Source organism: Hydrogenophaga sp., from assembly GCF_018780075.1.
Taxonomy (GTDB): domain Bacteria; phylum Pseudomonadota; class Gammaproteobacteria; order Burkholderiales; family Burkholderiaceae_C; genus Hydrogenophaga.
In genome coordinates, this window is sequence record NZ_JADMKB010000123.1 from 1 (window position 1) to 20,445 (window position 20,445).

The window sequence follows — 20,445 nt, forward strand, 5'->3', positions numbered from 1 at the left end:
AACCCTCGTCGGGCTTGACCGAGCCGTAGATGATCTTCATCAGCGTGGACTTGCCAGCGCCGTTTTCGCCCAGCACGGCGTGGATCTGGCCGGGCGCCACGCTGAGCGAGACGCCGTTGTTGGCCACCACGCCGGGGTAGCGTTTGGTGATGCCGGCGAGCTGGAGTCGGGGAGTGGTCAATGGTTTCTCCTCTTGTGGGTGTCGGTGTTCGTTGCGTCCGGAGCACCACCTGCGGCGCATGAAAACGTCCAGTCCAGGACACCGCCGGGCCGGCTTTGCCGGACGGCTGGTGTCGCCCCCTTGAGGGGGTCGCGCGAAGCGCTGCGGGGGTGTTTCATGTTCATGCCGCGGCGGATTCGGACTCGGGCCGGCGCAAGGCGGCGGCCACCGACTTGATCTGTTCGCGCAGCCAGCGCGCGGCGCTGGACGCGTGGGTGCGCTCGTGCCACAGCTGGTAGTACATCAGGCGCGGAAACGGCACCGGGCACGGCAGGATCTGCACGGGCAGCCGGTCCACGAAACGCTCGCAGTACTGCCGCCCGGTCGTCAGCACCAGCAGGCTGCCCGCCACCATGGCGGGGATCAGGCCGAAATGCGGGCAGCGCGCGGTGATGTTGCGCGTGAGGCCCTGCGACGCCAGGTGGTCGTCGATCACGCCACGCGCGCCGGGGTGGGTGGGGGTCGGCGCGATGTGTTCGGCCGCCAGCCAGGCCTCCACGTCCCAGCCCCGGCGCGCGGCCGGGTGCTGGCTGGACACCAGACACACGACCTCGTCGCCGAACAGGCGCCCCAGGTGCAGGTCGTCCGGCGGCTTGGGCCAGTTGCCGATCACCACGTCCACGTCGCCCTGGGCCAGGTGAAGCCGGTAGTCCGATTCGGCCGAGAGCGGGTGGATGTCGATCGGGCAGTGCGGCGCCATGGCCTTGATCTGGGCCACCAGTTGCGGCAGGAACAGCGGGTCCAGGTAGTCGCTGGCCGCGAGGCTGAAGCTGTGGCTGGCGGTCGAGGGGTCGAAGCTGCGCGCGTCGGAAAACAGCACCTCGGCGCTGCGCAGGATGTCGGCCGCCGGCTCGATCATGCGCAAACCAGCCACGGTGGGCACCATGCCCGAGCCTGAACGCACCAACAAGGGGTCCCCGGCCAGTTCGCGCAGGCGCTTGAGTGCGGCACTCACCGCCGGCTGGTACATGCCCATGCGAATGGCCGCGCGCGAGACGCTGCGCTCGGTGAGCACGGTGTGGAGCACGCGGATCAGGTGCAGGTCAATCTTGTCGAACATCGACATGTATTTCATACCCTGGGTGTATGCAGCTGGATGGTGGTTTGGGCATGCTGGACATATGGTCGAGCATATGTTGTGCCATGGGGGCAGCGCTATGCTGGGGCGCATGAGCACCGAAATATCCGCACAAACCCTGAGCTTCCTGCGGCGCGGCCAGCCGGTCACGCTGCACAACGTGGCACCCGACCGCACCCTGCTGGAGGTGCTGCGCGAAGACCTGGGCTGCACCGGCACCAAGGAGGGCTGCGGCGAAGGCGACTGCGGCGCCTGCACCGTGGTGCTGGGCGAGGCGGTCAACGGAAAGCTGCAATACCGGGCCATCAACAGCTGCATCCGGCTGGCGCACTCGGTGGACGGCATGGCGGTCTGGACGGCGGAGGACATCGCCGCCGACACCGGCGAACTGCATCCGGCCCAGGAGGCCATGGTGCAGTGCCACGGCAGCCAGTGCGGTTTCTGCACGCCCGGGTTCGTGATGAGCCTGTTCGGCATGTACCAAACCCACATAGCCCCCACGCGCCCCATTGCATGCGGTTCGCTGCCCCCCGAGGGGGCTCTCGCGCCCAGGGGCGGCCCGTCGGCGCTCGGCGGCGGCGGCCAAGGCATCACCCGGGAGCGGGCCCAGGCCGACCTCTCGGGCAACCTCTGCCGCTGCACCGGCTACCGCCCCATCCTCGACGCCGCTGAAAAAATGGGCAACCTGCCGTTGCCCGCCGGTTGTGCCGTGGACGAAGCCGGCACGCTCGCTGCGCTCAAGGCGCTGAAACCGAAACAGACCGGTGACGAACCCTACTTGCGCCCCACCACCCTTGCGGCACTGCTGCAACAGCGGGCGAAGTTCCCCCAAGCCCAGGTCGTGGCCGGCTGCACCGACGTGGGCCTGTGGGTGACCAAGATGCACAAACGCTTCGACCGCGTGCTGGACGTGACCACGGCGCGCGAACTGCAGCGGGTCGAAACCTACCCGCACCACATCGCCATCGGCGCCGCCGTCTCGCTGACCGACGCCTTCGCCGCGCTGGTCAAGGAGCGCCCCCAGCTCAAGACCTTCTCGCAGCGCTTCGCCGGTCTGCCGGTGCGCAACTCGGGCACGCTGGGCGGCAACGTCGCCAACGGTTCCCCTATCGGCGACACCATGCCGCTGCTGATCGCGCTCGGTGCCAGCGTGTTGCTGATGCGCTGGAAGAAGACCGCAGCGGGCGGCGAGATCGCCCACCGCGAGCTGCGGCTGGAAGACCTGTACACCGGCTACCGCAAGAACGTGATGCGGCCCGACGAGCTGCTGTGCTGGATCAAGGTGCCTCGGCCGACCGGGCACGCGCCGAGCGCCGCGCCGGGCCGCCCCAAGCCAGCGAGCGCCCCCTCGGGGGGCAGCGAACCCAACGCAGTGGGGAGCGTGGGGGCTGAACAGCTCTTGCGTGTGTACAAGATCAGCAAGCGCTTCGACGACGACATCTCTGCGGTCTGTCTGGCGGTCCAGATGACCGTGAAAGCCGGCGTGGTGCAACAGGTCTCCATCGGCGCCGGCGGCGTGGCCGCCACCCCGGCCCGCGCCCGCCAGACCGAAGCCGCCCTGCTCGGCCAGCCCTGGAACGCCGACACCGTGATGGCGGCGACCGCCGCGCTGCGCGCCGAGTTCCAGCCCATCAGCGACATGCGCGCCAGCGCCGCCTACCGACAGACCGTGCTGGGCAACCTGCTGCAGCGCTTCTGGCTGGAGAGCCAAGGGCTGCAAGGCATCAACCTTGAAAACCTCAAGACCCTGGAGGCTCTGGCATGAACGCGCCCGACAAACTCATCGCACTGACGGAGGCTGGCGCCCCACGCGCCGCCGGCCAGTCGAAATTCCATGAAAGCGCCCGCGCCCAGGTGGCCGGTGCCGCGACCTACATCGACGACATCCCCGAGGTGCGTGGCACGCTGCACGCGGCGCCGGTGTGTTCGCCGGTGGCGCACGGCCTCTTGCGCGGCGTGGACGCGTCGGCCGCGCTGGCCGTGCCCGGTGTGCGCGCGGTGATCGCCGCCGATGACATCCCTGGCGACACCACCCTCGCGGCCTTTGCGCACGACGAGCCGGTGTTCGCGCTCGACACCGTGCAGTTCATCGGCCAGGTGGTGGCGCTGGTGGTGGCCGACGACGTGATGACCGCGCGCCGGGCCGCGCGGCTCGTCAAGCTGAACATCGAGGAACGGCCCGCCGTGCTCAGCGTGCACGAGGCGCATGCGCTGGAGAGTTACGTGCTGCCGCCCGTGCACGTGCAGCGCGGGGATGCCAAAACGGCGCTGAAGCGTGCGCCGCACCAGCTCGAAGGCCAGTTCGAGGTCGGTGGCCAGGAACACTTCTACCTCGAAGGCCAGGTCGCCTACGTGCTGCCGCTGGAGCAGAACCAGTGGTGGGTCTACACCAGCACCCAGCACCCGGGCGAGGTGCAGCACTGGGTCTCGCACGCGCTGGGCCTGGCCAACCACGCGGTCACGGTCGAATGCCGGCGCATGGGCGGCGGCTTCGGCGGCAAGGAAACGCAGGCCGGCCACCTGGCCGTGTGGGCCGCCATCGCCGCGAACAAGCTGCGCTGCCCCGTCAAGCTGCGGCTGGACCGCGACGACGACTTCATGATCACCGGCAAGCGCCACCCGTTTGCGTACCACTACCGCGTGGGCTTCGACGACACCGGCCTGCTGTGTGGTCTGGCGCTGGAGATGCTGGTCAACTGCGGCTTCAGCGCCGACCTCTCGGGCCCCGTGGCCGACCGCGCCATCTTCCACGCCGACAACGCCTACTTCCTCGAAGACGTGGCGGTCCACTCCTACCGCTGCAAGACGAACACGCAGAGCCACACCGCCTTCCGCGGCTTCGGCGGCCCGCAGGGCGTGATCGTGATCGAGCGCATCCTGGGCGACATCGCGCGCACGCTGGGTCTGGACCCGCTGGACGTGCGGCTGCGCAACCTCTACGGCATCAAGGAACGCAACGTCACCCACTACCAGATGACGGTGGAAGACAACATCCTCGACCCGCTGATCAACACCCTGGCGATCACCAGCGGTTACCGCGAACGCCGCGAGCAGATCGAGGCCTTCAACGCGCAGAGCCCCGTCATCAAGAAGGGGCTGGCGCTCACGCCGGTCAAGTTCGGCATCAGCTTCACCGCCACGCTGTTCAACCAGGCCGGCGCGCTGGTGCACGTGTACACCGACGGCAGCGTGCAGGTGAACCACGGCGGCACCGAAATGGGCCAGGGCCTGAACACCAAGGTGGCACAGATCGTGGCCGACGAGCTGGGTGTGCCTTTTGAGAAGGTATTGGCCACCGCCAGCGACACCAGCAAGGTGCCCAACGCCAGCGCCACCGCCGCCTCCAGCGGCACCGACCTCAACGGCCGTGCCGCGCAGTTCGCGGCGCGCCAGGTGCGCCAGAACCTCGCGGCTTTTGTGGCCGGGCTCGACGGCGTGGGCGCCGGTGCCGTGCGCTTCGAGGGCGGCCAGGTCATCACGGACAAGTCCACCCGCCGGTTTGAAGACGTGGTGGGCGCGGCCTACGCCAACCGCATCCAGCTCTGGAGCGACGGCTTCTACCGCACCCCCAAGATCCACTACGACAAGACCACGCTCACCGGCCGCCCGTTCTACTACTTCGCCTACGGCGCGGCGGTGAGCGAGGTCGCCATCGACACGCTCACCGGCGAAAGCCGCGTGTTGAAGGTGGACATCCTGCACGACGTGGGCCACAGCATCAACCCGGCCATCGACATCGGCCAGATCGAAGGCGGTTTCATCCAGGGCATGGGCTGGCTGACGACCGAGCAGCTGGTCTGGAAAGAACAAGAGCCCCCTGAGCTGACGCAAGCGTCAGCCCCCCCGAGGGGGACCATTTTTTCTTGGGGCGGCCCGGCGAAAAAATTACCAGGGCATTTGCTGACCCACGCCCCCAGCACCTACAAGATCCCCGCCACCGGCGACGTGCCCGCGCACTTCAAGGTGGAGCTCTGGCCCGAAGCCAACCGCGAGGACAACGTGCACGGCAGCAAGGCCGTGGGCGAGCCGCCGTTCATGCTGGCCATCAGCGTGTACGAGGCGCTGCGCGACGCGGTGGCGCAGGCGGGGGGTGATGCGCTGCGGGTGAACGCGCCGGCCACGGCCGAAGAGGTGCTGCGGGCGCTGAACTGAGTGGCCCCGCAAGGGCCTCAGGAGGGCTGGGGGCCTACCTCAAGCCGTGTTTTTTGATCTTGTCCACCAGCGTGGTCTTGGGCACGTTCAGCGCCTTGGCGGTCTGGCCCACGTTGCCGGCGTGGCGCTGCAGCGCATCGGCGATCAGGCTGCGTTCGAACTGATCCACCGTTTCGGTCAACGTGGGTTGGGCCTCGGGGTCCGAGGCATCGGGCGCAGGTCCGTGCGGTGAGACCCACTGCGGGCCCACGCCCAGCACCAGCGCATCGGCCACGTTGCGCAGCTCGCGCACGTTGCCTGGCCAGTCGCGGGCCATGAGCTGGCGCAGCTGGGCCTGGGGCACCTTCGGCTGCTGGCGCCCGTACCGGCTGGCCGCCAGCAGCATGAAGTGCTCTAGCAGCATGGGAATGTCGTCGCGGCGCTCGCGCAGGGGCGGCAGCTCGATGTTGACCACGTTCAGGCGGTACACCAGGTCGGCGCGGAAGCTGCCCTGCCGGGCCCGCTCCAGCAGGTCGTCCTTGGTCGCGGCGACCACGCGCACGTCCACCGGCTGGCTCTGGTTGGAGCCCAGGCGCTCCAGGCTGCGTTCCTGCAGCACGCGCAGCAGCTTCACCTGCACCCCCAGCGGCATGCTTTCGAGCTCGTCCAGAAACAGGGTGCCGCCGTGGGCGTGTTCGATGCGGCCGATGCGGCGTTTCTGCGCCCCGGTGAAGGCCCCGGCCTCGTGGCCGAACAGCTCGCTGTCCAGCAATGAGTCGGGCAGGCCGCCGCAGTTCAGCGCCACATAGGGCGCCTTGCGGCGCCGCGAATGTTCGTGCAGGGCGCGGGCCACCACCTCCTTGCCGGTGCCGGTCTCGCCGCGGATCAGCACGTCCACCGGCGAATCGGCCACCTCCATCACCAGCTGGCGCACGCGACGGATCGCCTGGGAATGGCCGACCAGCTGGCCCTCCAGGCCCTCGCTCAGCGAGAGCGCGCGGCGCAGGTTGGCGACCTCCAGCGTCAGGCGGCGCTTCTCCAGCGCGCGCTGCACCACCTCCACCAGCTGCTCGGGCGAAAAGGGCTTGGGGATGAAGTCGTAGGCGCCGCTGCGCATGGCCTGCACCGCCAGGTTCACGTCGCCGTGACCGGTGATCATGATCACCGGCAGGTCCGGGTCGATGTCGCGCGCCTCGCAGATCACCGACAGGCCGTCGGCCCCGGGCAGGCGCATGTCGGTCACGATCACGCCGGCCAGTCCGGGGCCGATGTGGGGCAGCACGGCCTCGGCCGAATCGAAGGCGCGCACGGGGATGTCGGCCAGCTGCAGGGCCTGCACACAGCCCAGCTGCACGGCGGCGTCGTCTTCCACCAAAAGGACGGTCAGGGCGCGGTTCATGGGGTCACGGGGGTTTTCGGGTGCAGGGAAGCTTGCCAGAGCGGCACGGTGAGCGTGAAGCAGGCCCCGGCGCCCGGGGCGTTGTGCGCCGTCAGGCTGCCCTTGAATTCTGCGGCAATGTCGCGGCAGATCACCAGGCCCAGCCCGAGGCCGGCGCCCGTGGCCTTGGTGGTGTAGAAGGGCTCGAAGAGGTGGGCGAAGTCGGCCTCGCTCAGGCCCTTGCCGCTGTCCTGCACCTGGATCGCGATGGCCGGCGGCACCTGGTCCGCGCGCAGCTCGGCGGTGATCTGCAGCGTCTTGCTCGGTGCGTCGCGCATGGCGTCGAGCGCGTTGCCGACCAGGTTGACCAGCACCTGCTCCAGCCGGTTGGCATCGCACCAGGCGATCCAGCGCCCCGGTTCACAGCGGTTGTCGGTCTCGACCTTCTCGTGCCGCAGGCGCAGCTGGAACAGGAACAGCGCCTGCTCCACGATGCGGCCCACGTCGGTCGCCTCGGGACGCGAGCTCGATTTGCGCGAAAAGCTCTTGAGCGGGTCGATGATGCGCGCCATCTGGTCGACCAGTCGGGCCACGATGGACAGGTTCTCCTGCGCCGCGCCGTGGTTGCCGCGGCGCATGAACTCGGCGGCGTTGCCGGCCAGCGTGCGGATGCCCCCCAGCGGCTGCGTGAGTTCGTGCGTGATGCTGGCCGCCAGCTGGCCCAGCACGGCCATCTTGCCGGCGTGCACCAGTTCGTTTTGCGCCGCGCGCAGGGTCTTCTCGGTCTGCTCGCGCTCGGCCACTTCCTTGCGCAGCAGGGTGTTGGCGTCGGTGAGCTCCTGGGTGCGGCGGCCCACCTCCTGCTCCAGCTCGGCGTTGGCCTGCTCCAGCTGGCGCTTGGCGCCCAGCTTCTGGCGCTCGATGCGCTGGCGCTGCGCCCAGTACAGCGCCAGCAGCAGCAGGAAGGCCACCGACACGGCGCCCCCGATGCCGTCCAGCAGGGCCTGGTGGCGCACCGCGGCCAGGCTGGTGAAGATCAGCACGCGCCAGTCCATGCCGTCGAGCGAGCGGCCCAGCACCATGAAGTCCGCGCGGCTGCGCGCCTGGCCCAGCGCGGCCGCGACCCGGGCCTCGTCGCCCCGCAGCAGGCCCTGCACCTCCTGGGAGTCTTCGTCCACCGACAGCTCCACGCTCAGGGGAAACAGGGGCAGGCGCAGCGCGCCATAGGTCTGGGCCAGCTGCAGGTCGACCCGGCGCTCGGTGGGCAGCGGCGCGAGCGAGGTGTAGCGCCACTGGGGCTGCGAGGACAGGATCACCACCTGGTTGGCGTCGGCCACCAGCGCCGGCGCCCCCAGCATGGGCCAGGTCTGCTCCAGCGCGTCCAGGCCGATCTTGATCACGGCCACACCGACCACCCGGGGGCCGTCGTAGATCGGGTGCGAGGCAAAGTAGCCCGCATGGCCCCCGCTGCCGATGGCGAAATGGCGCGTCGAGCGCCCGGCCAGCGCCTCCAGGTAATAGGGGCGGTAGGAGACGTCCTCGCCGCGCAGGCTGTCGTCGCGCAGCGAGGTGTTGCTGGAAGCCCGCACCACGCCGCGCACGTCGAGCACGAACACCGCCAGGCTGCCCAGGTGGGCGTTCAGGCGCGAGAGGTAGTCGTTGGCCGCCGCGGCATGCGCCGCGCCGGGCACCTGCAGCAGCCGCACCACCACCGGGTTGAGCTGGATGGTGGCGGGCACCGGCTCCAGGCGCCGCACGCGGGCCTCGACCACCGAGGCGAACAGATCGAGCCGGCCGTTGGAGGCCGCCTTCAGGCTGGCCGCGCCCTGGGCCAGGCTGCGCTCATGAACCCAGAACCCCGTCGCCGCGATGAGGGCCAGCGCCACCAGCGCCAGCAGCGCGCGTCGCAGGGCCACCCCGGGCCGGCGGCGTGGCGGGGGTGGGGGCGGACCGAACGGCGGTGCTGGGTGGATGGCGACCTCAGGAAGAAGAGCTCAGTGGGCCAGGATCTTCGACAGGAACTCCTTGGCCCGTGGCGAGCGCGCGTCCGGGTTCCCGAAGAACTCGTCGCGCCGGCAATCTTCGACGATTTTGCCGGCGTCCATGAAGATCACGCGGTGGCTGACCTTCTTGGCAAAACCCATCTCGTGGGTCACGACCATCATGGTCATGCCCTCTTGCGCGAGCTTGACCATCACGTCCAGCACCTCGCCCACCATCTCGGGGTCCAGCGCCGAGGTCGGCTCGTCGAACAGCATCACGATCGGGTCCATGCTGAGCGCGCGGGCGATCGCCACCCGCTGCTGCTGGCCGCCCGAGAGCTGGCCGGGGAACTTGTCCTTGTGCGCCATCAGGCCCACGCGGTCGAGCATCTTCAGCCCGCGGGTCTTGGCCTCGTCGGCGTTGCGGCCCAGCACCTTGATCTGCGCCAGCGTGAGGTTCTCGGTCACCGACAGGTGCGGGAACAGCTCGAAGTGCTGGAACACCATGCCCACGCGGCTGCGCAGCCTGGGCAGATTGGTCTTGGGGTCGGCGATGCTGACGCCGTCCACCACGATGTCGCCCTTCTGGAAAGGCTCCAGCGCGTTGACGGTCTTGATCAGGGTGGACTTGCCCGAGCCCGAAGGGCCGCAGACCACCACCACCTCGCCCTTCTGGATGGAGGTGGTGCAGTCGGTCAGCACCTGGAAGCTGCCGTACCACTTGGAAACGTTCTTGATGTCGATCATGGCAATGGCTCCTCAGCGGATGATGGCGATCTTCTTCTGCAGGCGACGCACCAGCATCGACAGCGAGAAACAGATGACGAAATAGACGACGGCGGCCACGAGGTAGGTCTCCACCGGCCGGTTGAAGTTCTTGCCCGCGACCTCGAAGCCCTTGAGCAGGTCGTAGGCACCGATGGCGTAGACCAGCGAGGTGTCCTGGAACAGGATGATGGTCTGCGTCATCAGCACCGGCAGCATGTTGCGGAAGGCCTGCGGCAGCACGATCAGCTGCATGGTCTGGCCGTAGGTCATGCCCACCGCGTAACCCGCGTTGACCTGGCCCTTGGGCACGCTCTGGATGCCCGCGCGCATGATCTCCGAGAAGTACGCGGCCTCGAACACCGTGAAGGTGATCATGGCCGAGAGCTCGGCGCCCATGGGCTGCCCGATCATCAGCGGGATCAGCAGGAAGAACCACAGGATCACCATCACCAGCGGGATGGAGCGCAGCGTGTTCACGTAGAACGCCGCCGGCATCACCAGCCACTTCTTGCCCGACAGCCGCATGAGCGCGAGCACCGTGCCGAGCAGGATGCCACCGACCATGGCGATCAGCGTGAGCTGCACCGAGAAGATCAGGCCCTTGAGCACGAAGCTCGACAGGACCGACCAGTCGAGGAATGCAAAGTCGAGATTCATGTCAATGCCCTCCGATCATGCCGGGCACCTGCACCTTGTGTTCAATGAACAGCGCGATGCGGTTGATGACGAAGGCGGAGATGAAGTACAGCCCGGTCACGGCGAGGTAGACCTCGATGCCGCGCGAGGTTTCTTCCTGCGCCTGCATGGCGAACATGGTCAGCTCGGCGATGGACACGGCGAACGCCACCGAGGAGTTCTTGATGATGTTCATGCTCTCGCTGGTCAGCGGCGGGATGACGATGCGAAACGCCATCGGCAGCAGCACGTAGCGGTAGGTCTGCGACAGCGTCAGGCCCATCGCCAGGCCGGCGTAGCGCTGCCCCTTGGGCAGGCTCTGGATGCCGGCGCGCACCTGCTCGGCGATGCGCGCGGAGGTGAAGAAGCCCAGCGCGAACACCACCAGCAGAAAACTGGGCACCTCGCGCAGCGGCGGAATCAGGGACGGCAGCACGTGGTACCACAGGAACACCTGCACCAGCAGCGGGATGTTGCGGAACAGCTCGGTCCACACGTTGCCGATGGCCACCAGCGCCTTGCTCGGCGTGGTGCGGAAAATGCCCATGACCGCGCCCACCACCAGCGCCACCACCAGCGCCAGCACGGCGACGCTCAGCGTCCAGCCCCAGGCCGAGAGCAGCCAGTCCAGGTAGGTGATGTCGCCGCCCTCGCCAAAACAGCTGGGCCGGACCTCACCGTCGATCGTGTCCTTGCAGAACACCTGCCAATCCCATGTGCTCATGGTGAATTCCCCAGTTCAACTGAATAAGAAAACAAACCCGACGCCGGAGAGAGACCGATCCGGCGCCGGGCCGCCCCAAGCCGGGTCAGCCCCCTCGGGGGGCAACGACCCGCGCAGCGGCGGAGTGTGGGGGCCTTACTTCTTGACGGAATAGTCTTCCATCGGCTTGTCGTTCGGGGTGGCCCAGGCCGCCTTGGTGTTCTCGTTGGCGACCATGCCGACCTTGGTGTTGGCCGGGGGGATGGGCTGTTCGAACCACTTGGTCCACAGCTTGGCCACGTCGCCCGACTTCATCATGGCCTTGAGGCTGTCGTCCACGGCCTTCTTGAAGGCGGCGTCGTCCTTGCGGATCATGATGGCGATCGGCTCGACCGACAGCACTTCACCCACGATCTTGAAGTCGGCCGGGTTCTTGGCCTTGGCGATGTTGCCGGCCAGGATGGCGCCGTCCATCACGAAGGCGTCGGCACGGCCGGATTCGAGCAGCAGGAAGCTGTCGGCGTGGTCCTTGCCGTAGACCTCTTCAAAGTTCACGCCGGTGGCGCGCTCGTTCTTGCGCAGGGTCTGCACGGAGGTGGTGCCGGTGGTGGTGGCGACCTTCTTGCCGTTGAGCTGGGCAATGCTGCTGATGCCGGAGTTGGCCTTGACCGCGATGCGAACCTCTTCCACGAAGGTCGTGACCGCGAAGGACACGTCCTTCTGGCGCGCGGCGTTGTTGGTGGTGGAGCCGCACTCGATGTCCACGGTGCCGTTCTGCACCAGCGGGATGCGGTTCTGCGAGGTCACCGGCTGGTACTTGATGTCCAGCTTGGCCAGGCCCAGCTGCTTCTGCACGTCGGCCAGCACCTTCTGGCAGATCTCCACGTGGTAACCCACGAACTTGCCGTCGCCCAGCGTGTAGGACAGGGCGCCCGAGCTTTCACGCACACCCATGGTCACGGACCCGCTGTCCTTGATCTTCTTCAGGGTGTCGGTGGTCTGCGCCACGGCGGCCGAGCTGGCCACGAGGGCGGCAACAATCAACAAAGACTTTTTCATACAGGCTCCAAAAGGTTGGGAGGGTGGGGGAAACAAAAGAATGACCGTGGCCGGATCAACCGGGCACCTGGTCCGAGGGGTACTTCCAGAAATCCTTCAGCAGGTAGTTCATGGGCAGGTTCAGGGACTTGTTGGCGGGCGGGATGGGCTGGCTGAACCAGCGGTCGTAGATCGCGTGCGCCTCCCGGGAGCGGATCAGCCGCTTCATCTCGTCGTCCACCACCTGCTTGAACTGCGGGTCGTTCTTGGGCAGCATGATGGCCAGCGGTTCGATGGTCAGGAACTTGCCCACCACCTTGAGCTGCCCGGGGTTGGGCCGCCCCGCGGCCAGGCCGTAGAGCAGCACGTCGTCCATCGCAAAGCCGTCGGCCTCGCGCCGTTCCACCATCTCGAGGGCGCGCGCGTGGTCGTCGGCTTCCAGGACGGTGATGCCCAGCAGGTATTCGTTGTTGGCGCGGTTCACCGCCTTCAGCGGCGTCGTGCCCTTGGTGGAGACCAGCTTCAGCCCCCTGAAGTCGCGCACCACCTGCACCGCGCTGTCCGCGCGCACCAGGTAGCGGGCGCCGGTGATGTAGTGCGGCACCGTGAAGGCCACCTTCTCGCGGCGCTCGGCGTTGTTGGTGGTCGAGCCGCACTCCAGGTCGGCCTTGCCCTCTTCCACCATGGCGATGCGGTTGGCCGGCGTGACCTGCACGAAGCGGGGGGTGAGCGTCTCCAGCGCCAGCTTCTTGCGCACGGCTTCGGTGAGCTTCAGGCACAGGTCGATCGCGTAGCCCACCGGCTTCTTGTCGGCGTCGACGAACGAAAACGGCACCGACGATTCGCGGTGGGCCAGCACGATGCTGCCGTCCCGCTGGATGCGGTCCAGCACCGGGCCGGCCACCGCCCACAGCGGCGCCGACGCCAGGGCCGCGGCCCAGAAAAACCGGTTCAGACTGGCCATGGTGACTACCCCAGAGGTTGATCGGTCGGCGACCGGTACAGGTCGAGCAAAACGTCGGGCGGCGGCCAGTTCAGGTTCAGCCCCTTGGGCGGAATCGGGCTCTGGAACCAGCGGCGGTAGATCTTCAGAGCCTCACCCGACTGCATGAGCCGCGTCAGGCTGCGGTCCACCACGGCCTTGAACGCCGTGTCGTCCTTGCGCAGCATGCAGGCGTAGACCTCGGTCGCCATCGGCTTGCCGACCACGCGCCAGTCCTCGGGCCGGTCGGTCTTGGCGCGCAGCCCGTAGAGCAGGGCCTCGTCCATCAGGAACGCGACGGCCCGCCCGCTTTGCAGCTGCTCGAACGCCTCGCCGTGGTCCTTGGCCGAGACGATGTCCACCTTCAGGCCCGTGGACTCGCTGTGCATCATGAGCTGGCGCTCGCTCGTGGTGCCGGCGGTGACCAGCACGCGCCGCCCGCCCAGGTCGGACAGCCCGGTGACGCCCGAGTCCACCCGGGTCAGCAGGCGCGAACTGGTCTGGAAGATGGAGACCGAGAACGCCACCTGGCGCGCGCGCTCGCGGTTGTGGGTGGTGGAGCCGCACTCCAGGTCCACCGAGCCGTTCTGCACCAGCGGGATGCGGTTCTGCGAGGTCACCGGCACCAGCTTGACCGCCAGCGCCGGCAGCTTGAGTTCTTTCTTGATGCTGTCCGCCACCGCCAGCATCAGGTCCTGCGAATAGCCCACCACCTGGCGGCGGCCGTCGTAGTACGAGAACGGCACCGACGACTCGCGGTGACCGAGGTTGATGGTCGCCGTCTGCGAAATCTTCTGCAGTGTCGTGAGCACCGGCGTCTGGGCCTGTGCGCCCAGGGCGCAGCACATCAGCAGAAAGGGGGGCAGGCAACGGATCATGGTCATGGGGTGGTTGAGGGGTTTCAGCGCAAAGGCCATGCCAGTGGGTATTAACCCTAGGAATGGGGCTCCAATGTGGCCCAAAACCCCTCTCAAACCGCGTTTGTGGCGCTCACAGGGCGTCCAGGCGAACGGAAATCCGTTTCGCCCACCCCCCTGAAAAACGGATTTCCGACCGCCCGGACCTTCAGCGCAGCGGCATGAAGGCCGTGGTGTCCGGGCGGCCTGGCAACGCGAGCGCCGCTTGCGCCGCCGGTGTCTCGGCCAGCAACACGCCTTGGCGCCACACCCTCAGCCGAGTCGCGCGCAGGCGGATCGCCTCGATGGGGTCGCGCGCCTGCAGCAGCACGAAGCTCGCGTCCTGGCCGGCTTCGATGCCGTAACCCTTGAGCCCCATCACCTTCGCAGCGTTCGTGGTCACCGCCTCGAAACACTGGCGCATGCCGGCCTGGCTGGTCATCTGCGCCACGTGCAGGCCCATGTGGGCCACCTCCAGCATGTCGCCGCTGCCCAGCGAATACCAGGGGTCCATCACGCAGTCGTGGCCAAAGGCCACCGTGACGCCGGCCGCCATCAGCTCGGGCACGCGCGTCATGCCGCGGCGTTTCGGGTAGCTGTCGTGCCGGCCCTGCAGGGTGATGTTGATCAGCGGGTTGGCGACCGCGCTCACGCCGCTTTCCGCGATCAGCGGGATCAGCTTGCTCACGTAGTAGTTGTCCATGCTGTGCATGGAGGTCAGGTGCGAGCCGTTGACGCGGCCCTGCAGGCCCAGGCGCTGTGTTTCAAACGCCAGCGTCTCGATGTGGCGCGAGAGCGGGTCGTCGCTCTCGTCGCAATGCATGTCCACCGGCAGGCCACGTTCGGCGGCGAGTTCACACAGCAGCCTCACGCTGGCCGCTCCGTCGGCCATGGTCCGCTCGAAGTGCGGGATGCCGCCGACCACGTCCACGCCCAGATCGAGTGCGCGTTTCAGGTTGTCGAGACCGCCCTTTGAGCGCAACACACCGTCCTGCGGGAAGGCGACCAGTTGCAGGTCCAGGTAGGGCGCGACACGCTGCTTCACCTCCAGCATCGCGCGCACCGGCAGCAGGCTGGGGTCGCTGGTGTCCACGTGGCTGCGGATCGCCAGCAGGCCCTTGGCCACCGCCCAGTCGCAGTAGGCCAGCGCGCGGTCCACCAGCGCTTCTTCGGTCAGCAGCGGTTTGAGCTCGCCCCACAGCGCGATGCCTTCGAGCAGGGTGCCGCTCTGGTTCACGCGCGGCAGGCCATAACTCAGCGTCGCGTCCATGTGAAAGTGCGGGTCGCAGAACGGCGGGCTCAGCAGCTGGCCGGCGGCGTCCACGGTCTCGTGCGCCGGCGCCTGCAGGCCCGCGGCCACCTCGACGATGCGGCCGTCCTGCACCGCGACGGACACATCGGTGCGCCCGTCGGGCAGGTTGGCGTGGGTGATCAGCAGATCCAGCACGGCGCCCCCTTCAGGCCGCCTGACGGCGGACGCTGGCCAGCAACAGCGCCAGCAGGCCCATGCCCATCGCGCAGCCGCGGTTCAGCCAGCGCAGGCCGTCGCCCGATAGCCAGCGCACCGCCTGCCGCCCGGCCAGGGCATAGGCCACCATCACCAGCGCGTCGATGGCGACGAACAGCGCCCCGAGCAGCGCGTACTGCGGCACCATCGCCTGCGCCGGGTCCACGAACTGCGGCAGGAACGCCGCGAAAAACAGCAGCGACTTGGGGTTGGACAGGGCCACCAGCAGGCTGCGCACGAAGGCCGCACGGCCCTGCACCTGCTGCCCCGGCACCTGGGCCAGCGCCGCCCGCATGTCCTGCGGCGGGCTGCGCCAGAGCTGCACCGCCAGCCACAGCAGGTAGAGCACCCCCACCGCACGCACGGCTTCGAACAGCCAGGCCGACGACGCCAGCAGCGCCCCCAGCCCCACCGCGACGACGCTGATCATGATCACGCTGCCCAGGTTGGCGCCGGCCATGCCCCAGGCCGCGCGACGCAGGCCACCGCCCATGCCGTTGGACAGGGCCAGCAGCATGGTGGGGCCGGGGATCGCCGCCAGCGCGAGCGAGGCGGTGGCGAACATCAGCAGGGTTTGCAGGCTGGGCATGGACGGATTCCTTTCAGGTCAGGACGCCAGCATACGCGGCGTCACTGCGTGCCGAAGATGCGGTCGCCCGCGTCGCCCAGGCCGGGCAGGATGTAGCCGTGCTCGTTGAGCTGGCGGTCGATGGCGGCGGTGTAGATCGGCACGTCGGGGTGGGCCTTCTGCAGCGCGGCCAGGCCCTCGGGACAGGTCAGCAGGCAGACGAACTTGATGGACTTCGGCCGTGTTTCCTTGAGCCGGTCGATGGCGGCGATGGCCGAGTTGCCGGTGGCCAGCATCGGGTCCACCACCACCACGTCGCGCTCGGGCATGTCGGACGGCATCTTGAAGTAGTACTCCACCGCGGTCAGCGTCTTGGGGTCGCGGTACAGGCCGATGTGGCCCACGCGCGCGCCGGGCACCACGTTGAGCATGCCCTCCAGGATGCCGTTGCCCGCGCGCAGGATGGACACGAACACCAGCTTCTTGCCGTCGATCACCTTGGCGGTCATGGTCTCCAGCGGCGTTTCGATCTGAATGTCCTGCATCGGCATGTCGCGCGTGACCTCGTAGGTCATGAGCAGGGACAGCTCGTTGAGCAGGCGGCGGAAGCTGTTGGTGCTGGCGTCCTTGCGGCGCATCAGCGTGAGCTTGTGCTGCACCAGCGGGTGGTCGATGAGGTGGACGTTGCTCATGGTGGGGTGGCCTTCATGGTTCGGGAACGGAGTCATGGAAACGGATTCAGAACACGGTGCCGTCGCTGGCGATGTTGAGCGGGGGCAGGCCACCGCGCAGGCGCAGCGCCAGCAGGCGGCCGGCCGCCCAGGTCCCGCCTTCGAGCACGCAGGCCAGTGGCATCTGCGCCGCGCTCAGGCCCAGCTCGGCACGCACCAGAGGCGCGAGTTCGTCGAGCAGGGCCACGGTGAGCGCGCGCCATTCAACGATGAAGGTGTCGCCGGCCTGCCAGGTGCGCGTGGCGTGGTCGGCGGGCAGCGGGCGCAGCACGCCGGCGTCGATCAGCAGGCCACCGTTGCGGTACTCGGGCAGGCCGGTGAGTGCGTCCAGCCCCTGCACGCGCACACCCGCCCATTCGAAAGGCTCCAGCAGCGAATAGGTGAGCCACTGCGAGAGCTTGTGAAACGGCATCCAGCCGGCGGTGAGACCCTCGCCCGGCACGGCCGGGTGGGACCAGCAGTCGCCCAGCGCGGTGCCACCGATGGCGTTCTGCGCGGGCCAGATGCCGGACAGCGTGTCGAGCAAGGCCATGAGGATGGCGTGCGCCTCGACGGTGGGGCCACTGCGCAGCGCATCGAAGAGCGCGCCGGGGCGGCCGAGCGGACCGTAGGTGTCGGCGTGTTCGCGCATGGCCGAGCCCAGGCGGCGCAGCACGGCGCTGCGGCCCTCCAGGCCCACCAGCGGGTTGCGCGCGCTCACCTGAAAGGCCTCGCCCAGTCGCTCGGCCGTCAACGCGGCCAGGCCGGCTGCGTCCACCCGAAGGGGTTGCGCCGGATCGCTGGAGAACAGGCCGGCGGTGAACGCATGGAAGCTCGCCACGCCCAGACCTTCGGAGCGCGAAAACGTCTGCTTGCTGGCGGCCTCGCGGTAGCCCCACCCGGCGCCCGCGCCGGCGTCGAGCAGCACGCTCACCAGCGCCAGGTCGATCTGCGTGCGGGCGCGCTCGGCCGCGTCCACCGGGCCCAGCAAGACGTCGAGCCGGGCCGCGCGGTTCACTTGGCCCGCTTCGAAATGGCGCCAGCGGCTGTGGTACGGGATGCGCAGGTCGGGGAAGCGCTGGCGCGTGAGCTCGGCCACGGTGCGCGCGGCCGACGCGAGGGCGGCATCGTCGACCGCGAAGTGGCTGGATTCGCCGGCCCGGGCGCGGGCCAGCAGTTGCCCGGCCCGTTCGCGGATCGCCGTGGTGGAGCGCAGCGCGGCCACCGCGCCGGCGGCGCTCGACATATCCGGTGTGACAAGGCTCAAGGGTGCAACCCCCGGCCCTTGGCGATCTTGAGTTCGTCGGCGTCGGGCACCAGGCCCGGTGTGAAGTAGCCGGCCGCCATCTTGGCGTCCATCTCGACGCGCGCGTCGGCCGGAATCAACTCGTCCGGGATGTTGACGCGCTCGCCCACCTCGATGCCGCCGCCGGTGATGGCGTCGTACTTCATGTTGCTCATGGAGACCAGGCGGTGGATCTTGCGGATGCCCAGCCAGTGCAGCACGTCGGGCATGAGTTCCTGGAAACGCATGTCCTGCACGCCGGCCACGCACTCTGTGCGCGCGAAGTACTGGTCGGCCGTGTCGCCGCCCACCTGGCGCTTGCGCGCGTTGTAGACCAGGAACTTGGTCACCTCGCCCAGCGCCCTGCCCTCCTTGCGCGAGTAGGCCACCAGGCCCACGCCGCCTCGCTGCGCGCCCTGGATGCATTCCTCGATCGCGTGCGTGAGGTAGGGGCGGCAGGTGCAGATGTCGGAGCCGAACACATCGGAGCCGTTGCACTCGTCGTGCACGCGGGCCGTGAGCTCCACGGTCGGGTCGGCCAGGTCGCGCGGGTGGCCGAAGATGTAGACCGTCTGCCCGCCAATCGGGGGCAGAAAGACTTCCAGGTCGGAGCGCGTGACCAGCTCGGGGTACATGCCGCCGGTTTCTTCAAACAGCACGCGGCGCAGGTCGGCCTCGGTGCAGCCGAAGCGTTTCGCCACACCCGGCAGGTACCACACCGGCTCCACCGCCACCTTGGTCACCACGGCCGCGCCGCCCGCGGTGAGGAACTGGCCGTCGGGCTTGAGCCGGCCCTTTTGCAGCGCGTCGATCACCTCGGGCAGGATCACGTGCGCCTTGGTCACGGCGATGGTGGGCCGGATGTCGTAGCCCGCCTCCAGTTCGGTGGCGTAGGCGTCGGCGATCACCGCGCCCCAGGGGTCCATGCTGACGATCTTGCCCGGGTCGGCCCACTGCGGGTAGGGGCCGATGACGTCGGTGGGCGCGGTGTTGGTGAGGTCGGCGCGGTGCTCGCGCTTGAGCGCCCCCGCCGCCACGGCCAGCGCGCGGTACACGCTGTAGCTGCCGCTGTGGGTGCCGATCACGTTGCGGTTCGAGACGTTGAGCGTGGTGCCCACCACCGGCCCGCGCTCGCGCGCCGTCGCCGCGCCCCACACGATGGGCAGCGCCCCGAACCCGCCGGAGTGCGAGGTGAGCCGGATGTGGCGCGGGTGCGGCGTGTTGGGCGACGCAGGCGCGACGGCCTCGGGAACGTCGGGTGACGGGGTTTCTGCAGACATGTGCGCACCTTGGAAGCTTGGAAACAGCCATCGCTGGCGAACCCGCCGGAGCCGACGTGGTGTCGGCCCCGTGGCCTGAGAGGCTGAGCGTCTTTCGCTCATGCCCGCTCACCACGCCAAAACGCACCCGCTCTGCGTTGCAAATGCGCGCCATAGCCAGAGCTATGGCTGTGCTTTGCGCCTTGATCGGGCACGTTTTGACGCGTTGCTCGGACACGCCCGAAAAACGCTCAGCCTCTGCACCCACTTTAGCAAGTGCAGTGCCAACCGCAAGCCGCACATGCCCAGGCGTTCCTAAAATCACACATGACCTCCACCGCCCCCACCCTCTCCGTTGCCGTGCTCGGCGCCGGCGCCGTCGGCTGTTTCTACGGCGGCATGCTGGCCCGCGCCGGCCACCGCGTCACGCTCATTGGCCGGCCGCCGCACGTGCAGGCCGTGCAGGCCCACGGCCTGCGCATGCAGACCCTCACGTTCGACGAGGCGGTGCCGCTGGCCGCCAGCACCGAAGCGTCCGCCGTGGCCGGTGCCGACCTGGTGCTGTTCGCGGTGAAGTCGCCCGACACCGAAGCCGCCGGCGCCCAGATGCGAGAGCACCTGGCGCCGGGCGCGCTGGTGCTGTGCCTGCAGAACGGCGTGGACAACGCCGAGCGGCTGCGCGCCGTGCTGCCGGGGGTGAGCGTGGCCGCCGCCGTGGTCTACGTGGCCACCGAAATGGCCGGCCCCGGCCACCTGCGCCACCACGGGCGCGGTGAACTGGTGATCGAGCCCTCGCCCACCAGCGACGCGGTGGCCCGGGCCCTCATCGCCGCCGGCGTGCCCACCGAGGTCAGCGACAACGTGCGCGGCGCGCTCTGGGCCAAACTCATCCTCAACTGCGCCTACAACGCGCTCTCGGCCGTCGGCCGCATCCCCTATGGCGAGCTGGTGCAACGCCCCGGCGTGCCGGACGTGATGCGCGACGTGGTCGCCGAGTGCCGCGCCGTGGCGGCGGCCGACGGCGTGACGCTCCCCGGCGACGTGGACGCCGCCGTGCGCCGCATCGCCGAGACCATGCCCAGCCAGTTCTCGTCCACCGCGCAGGACCTGATGCGTGGCAAACCCAGCGAGATCGATTTTCTCAACGGATACGTGGTGCGACGCGGCGAGGCGCTGGGTGTGCCCACGCCGGCCAACCGCGTGCTGTGGGCGGTGGTGAAGCTCGCGGAGGGCAGCGCGGCCGCCTGATCGGGGGCGGGACCGGA

At 68.7% G+C, this 20,445-nt stretch carries 18 protein-coding genes; 3 read left to right on the top strand and 15 right to left on the bottom strand.

The window, feature by feature from the left end; genetic code table 11:
* Both IV088_RS19945 and IV088_RS19950 read right to left on the bottom strand, forming a co-directional pair.
* On the bottom strand, positions 1–181 hold a 181-nt coding region (locus IV088_RS19945; RefSeq protein WP_291105634.1), incomplete at its 3' end, for an ATP-binding cassette domain-containing protein.
* Between the two features lie 160 nt (positions 182–341).
* Positions 342–1,295 (bottom strand): LysR family transcriptional regulator, encoded by a 954-nt coding sequence (locus tag IV088_RS19950; RefSeq protein WP_291105635.1) that lies wholly within the window; start codon positions 1,293–1,295, stop codon positions 342–344.
* A gap of 94 nt (positions 1,296–1,389) precedes the next feature.
* Here IV088_RS19950 and IV088_RS19955 point away from each other — a divergent pair, with 94 nt between their 5' ends.
* Together IV088_RS19955 and xdhB are read left to right on the top strand one after the other, a co-directional pair.
* A complete protein-coding gene (locus IV088_RS19955) occupies positions 1,390–3,063 on the top strand; it encodes an FAD binding domain-containing protein (protein ID WP_291105637.1) in 1,674 nt (557 codons plus the stop codon).
* On the top strand, positions 3,060–5,450 hold the full coding sequence (xdhB, locus tag IV088_RS19960; protein ID WP_291105638.1) for a xanthine dehydrogenase molybdopterin binding subunit: 2,391 nt from the start codon (positions 3,060–3,062) through the stop codon (positions 5,448–5,450). Before IV088_RS19955 ends, xdhB begins: the two co-directional genes overlap by 4 nt.
* 34 nt (positions 5,451–5,484) lie before the next feature.
* Here the strand turns inward: xdhB and IV088_RS19965 are convergent, their stop codons facing one another.
* The 13 genes from IV088_RS19965 to IV088_RS20025 form a co-directional block, all read right to left on the bottom strand.
* Positions 5,485–6,828, bottom strand: coding sequence for a sigma-54 dependent transcriptional regulator (locus IV088_RS19965; RefSeq protein ID WP_291105639.1), 1,344 nt, complete (start codon positions 6,826–6,828; stop codon positions 5,485–5,487).
* On the bottom strand, positions 6,825–8,723 hold the full coding sequence (locus IV088_RS19970; protein ID WP_291105640.1) for an ATP-binding protein: 1,899 nt from the start codon (positions 8,721–8,723) through the stop codon (positions 6,825–6,827). The genes IV088_RS19965 and IV088_RS19970 overlap by 4 nt, the downstream gene beginning before the upstream one ends.
* A 78-nt stretch (positions 8,724–8,801) precedes the next feature.
* Positions 8,802–9,536, bottom strand: coding sequence for an amino acid ABC transporter ATP-binding protein (locus IV088_RS19975; RefSeq protein ID WP_291105642.1), 735 nt, complete (start codon positions 9,534–9,536; stop codon positions 8,802–8,804).
* A 12-nt stretch (positions 9,537–9,548) separates the two neighbouring features.
* Positions 9,549–10,214 carry an amino acid ABC transporter permease gene (locus IV088_RS19980; RefSeq protein WP_291105644.1) on the bottom strand — a complete coding sequence of 222 codons (666 nt, stop codon included), beginning with the start codon at positions 10,212–10,214 and terminating at the stop codon, positions 9,549–9,551.
* Between the two features lies 1 nt (position 10,215).
* Complete coding sequence (locus IV088_RS19985) at positions 10,216–10,956, bottom strand: amino acid ABC transporter permease (protein WP_291105645.1); 741 nt, start codon at positions 10,954–10,956, stop codon at positions 10,216–10,218.
* Positions 10,957–11,091: 135 nt separating this feature from the next.
* Positions 11,092–11,994 (bottom strand): amino acid ABC transporter substrate-binding protein, encoded by a 903-nt coding sequence (locus IV088_RS19990; RefSeq protein WP_291105646.1) that lies wholly within the window; start codon positions 11,992–11,994, stop codon positions 11,092–11,094.
* 55 nt (positions 11,995–12,049) lie between these two features.
* The gene (locus tag IV088_RS19995) at positions 12,050–12,937 is read right to left on the bottom strand and encodes an amino acid ABC transporter substrate-binding protein (RefSeq protein ID WP_291105648.1); all 888 of its coding nucleotides are present in this window, start codon (positions 12,935–12,937) and stop codon (positions 12,050–12,052) included.
* A 5-nt stretch (positions 12,938–12,942) separates the two neighbouring features.
* Positions 12,943–13,839: a transporter substrate-binding domain-containing protein gene (locus IV088_RS20000; protein ID WP_291105649.1), complete on the bottom strand. Its 897-nt coding sequence runs from the start codon at positions 13,837–13,839 to the stop codon at positions 12,943–12,945.
* Positions 13,840–14,020: 181 nt separating this feature from the next.
* Complete coding sequence (locus IV088_RS20005; RefSeq protein ID WP_291105650.1) at positions 14,021–15,298, bottom strand: amidohydrolase family protein; 1,278 nt, start codon at positions 15,296–15,298, stop codon at positions 14,021–14,023.
* A 10-nt stretch (positions 15,299–15,308) separates the two neighbouring features.
* Positions 15,309–15,947, bottom strand: a complete 639-nt coding sequence (locus IV088_RS20010) for a LysE family translocator (RefSeq protein WP_291105651.1) — start codon at positions 15,945–15,947, stop codon at positions 15,309–15,311.
* A 41-nt stretch (positions 15,948–15,988) separates the two neighbouring features.
* Positions 15,989–16,618: a uracil phosphoribosyltransferase gene (upp, locus tag IV088_RS20015; RefSeq protein WP_291105653.1), complete on the bottom strand. Its 630-nt coding sequence runs from the start codon at positions 16,616–16,618 to the stop codon at positions 15,989–15,991.
* A gap of 46 nt (positions 16,619–16,664) precedes the next feature.
* Complete coding sequence (locus tag IV088_RS20020) at positions 16,665–17,882, bottom strand: URC4/urg3 family protein (protein WP_291105655.1); 1,218 nt, start codon at positions 17,880–17,882, stop codon at positions 16,665–16,667.
* A gap of 17 nt (positions 17,883–17,899) precedes the next feature.
* A complete protein-coding gene (locus IV088_RS20025) occupies positions 17,900–19,201 on the bottom strand; it encodes a GTP cyclohydrolase II (protein ID WP_291105657.1) in 1,302 nt (433 codons plus the stop codon).
* Between the two features lie 306 nt (positions 19,202–19,507).
* On the opposite strand from IV088_RS20025, the gene IV088_RS20030 reads away from it, so the two are divergent.
* Complete coding sequence (locus IV088_RS20030) at positions 19,508–20,428, top strand: 2-dehydropantoate 2-reductase (protein WP_291105658.1); 921 nt, start codon at positions 19,508–19,510, stop codon at positions 20,426–20,428.
* The last annotated feature ends 17 nt before the right edge of the window (positions 20,429–20,445 follow it).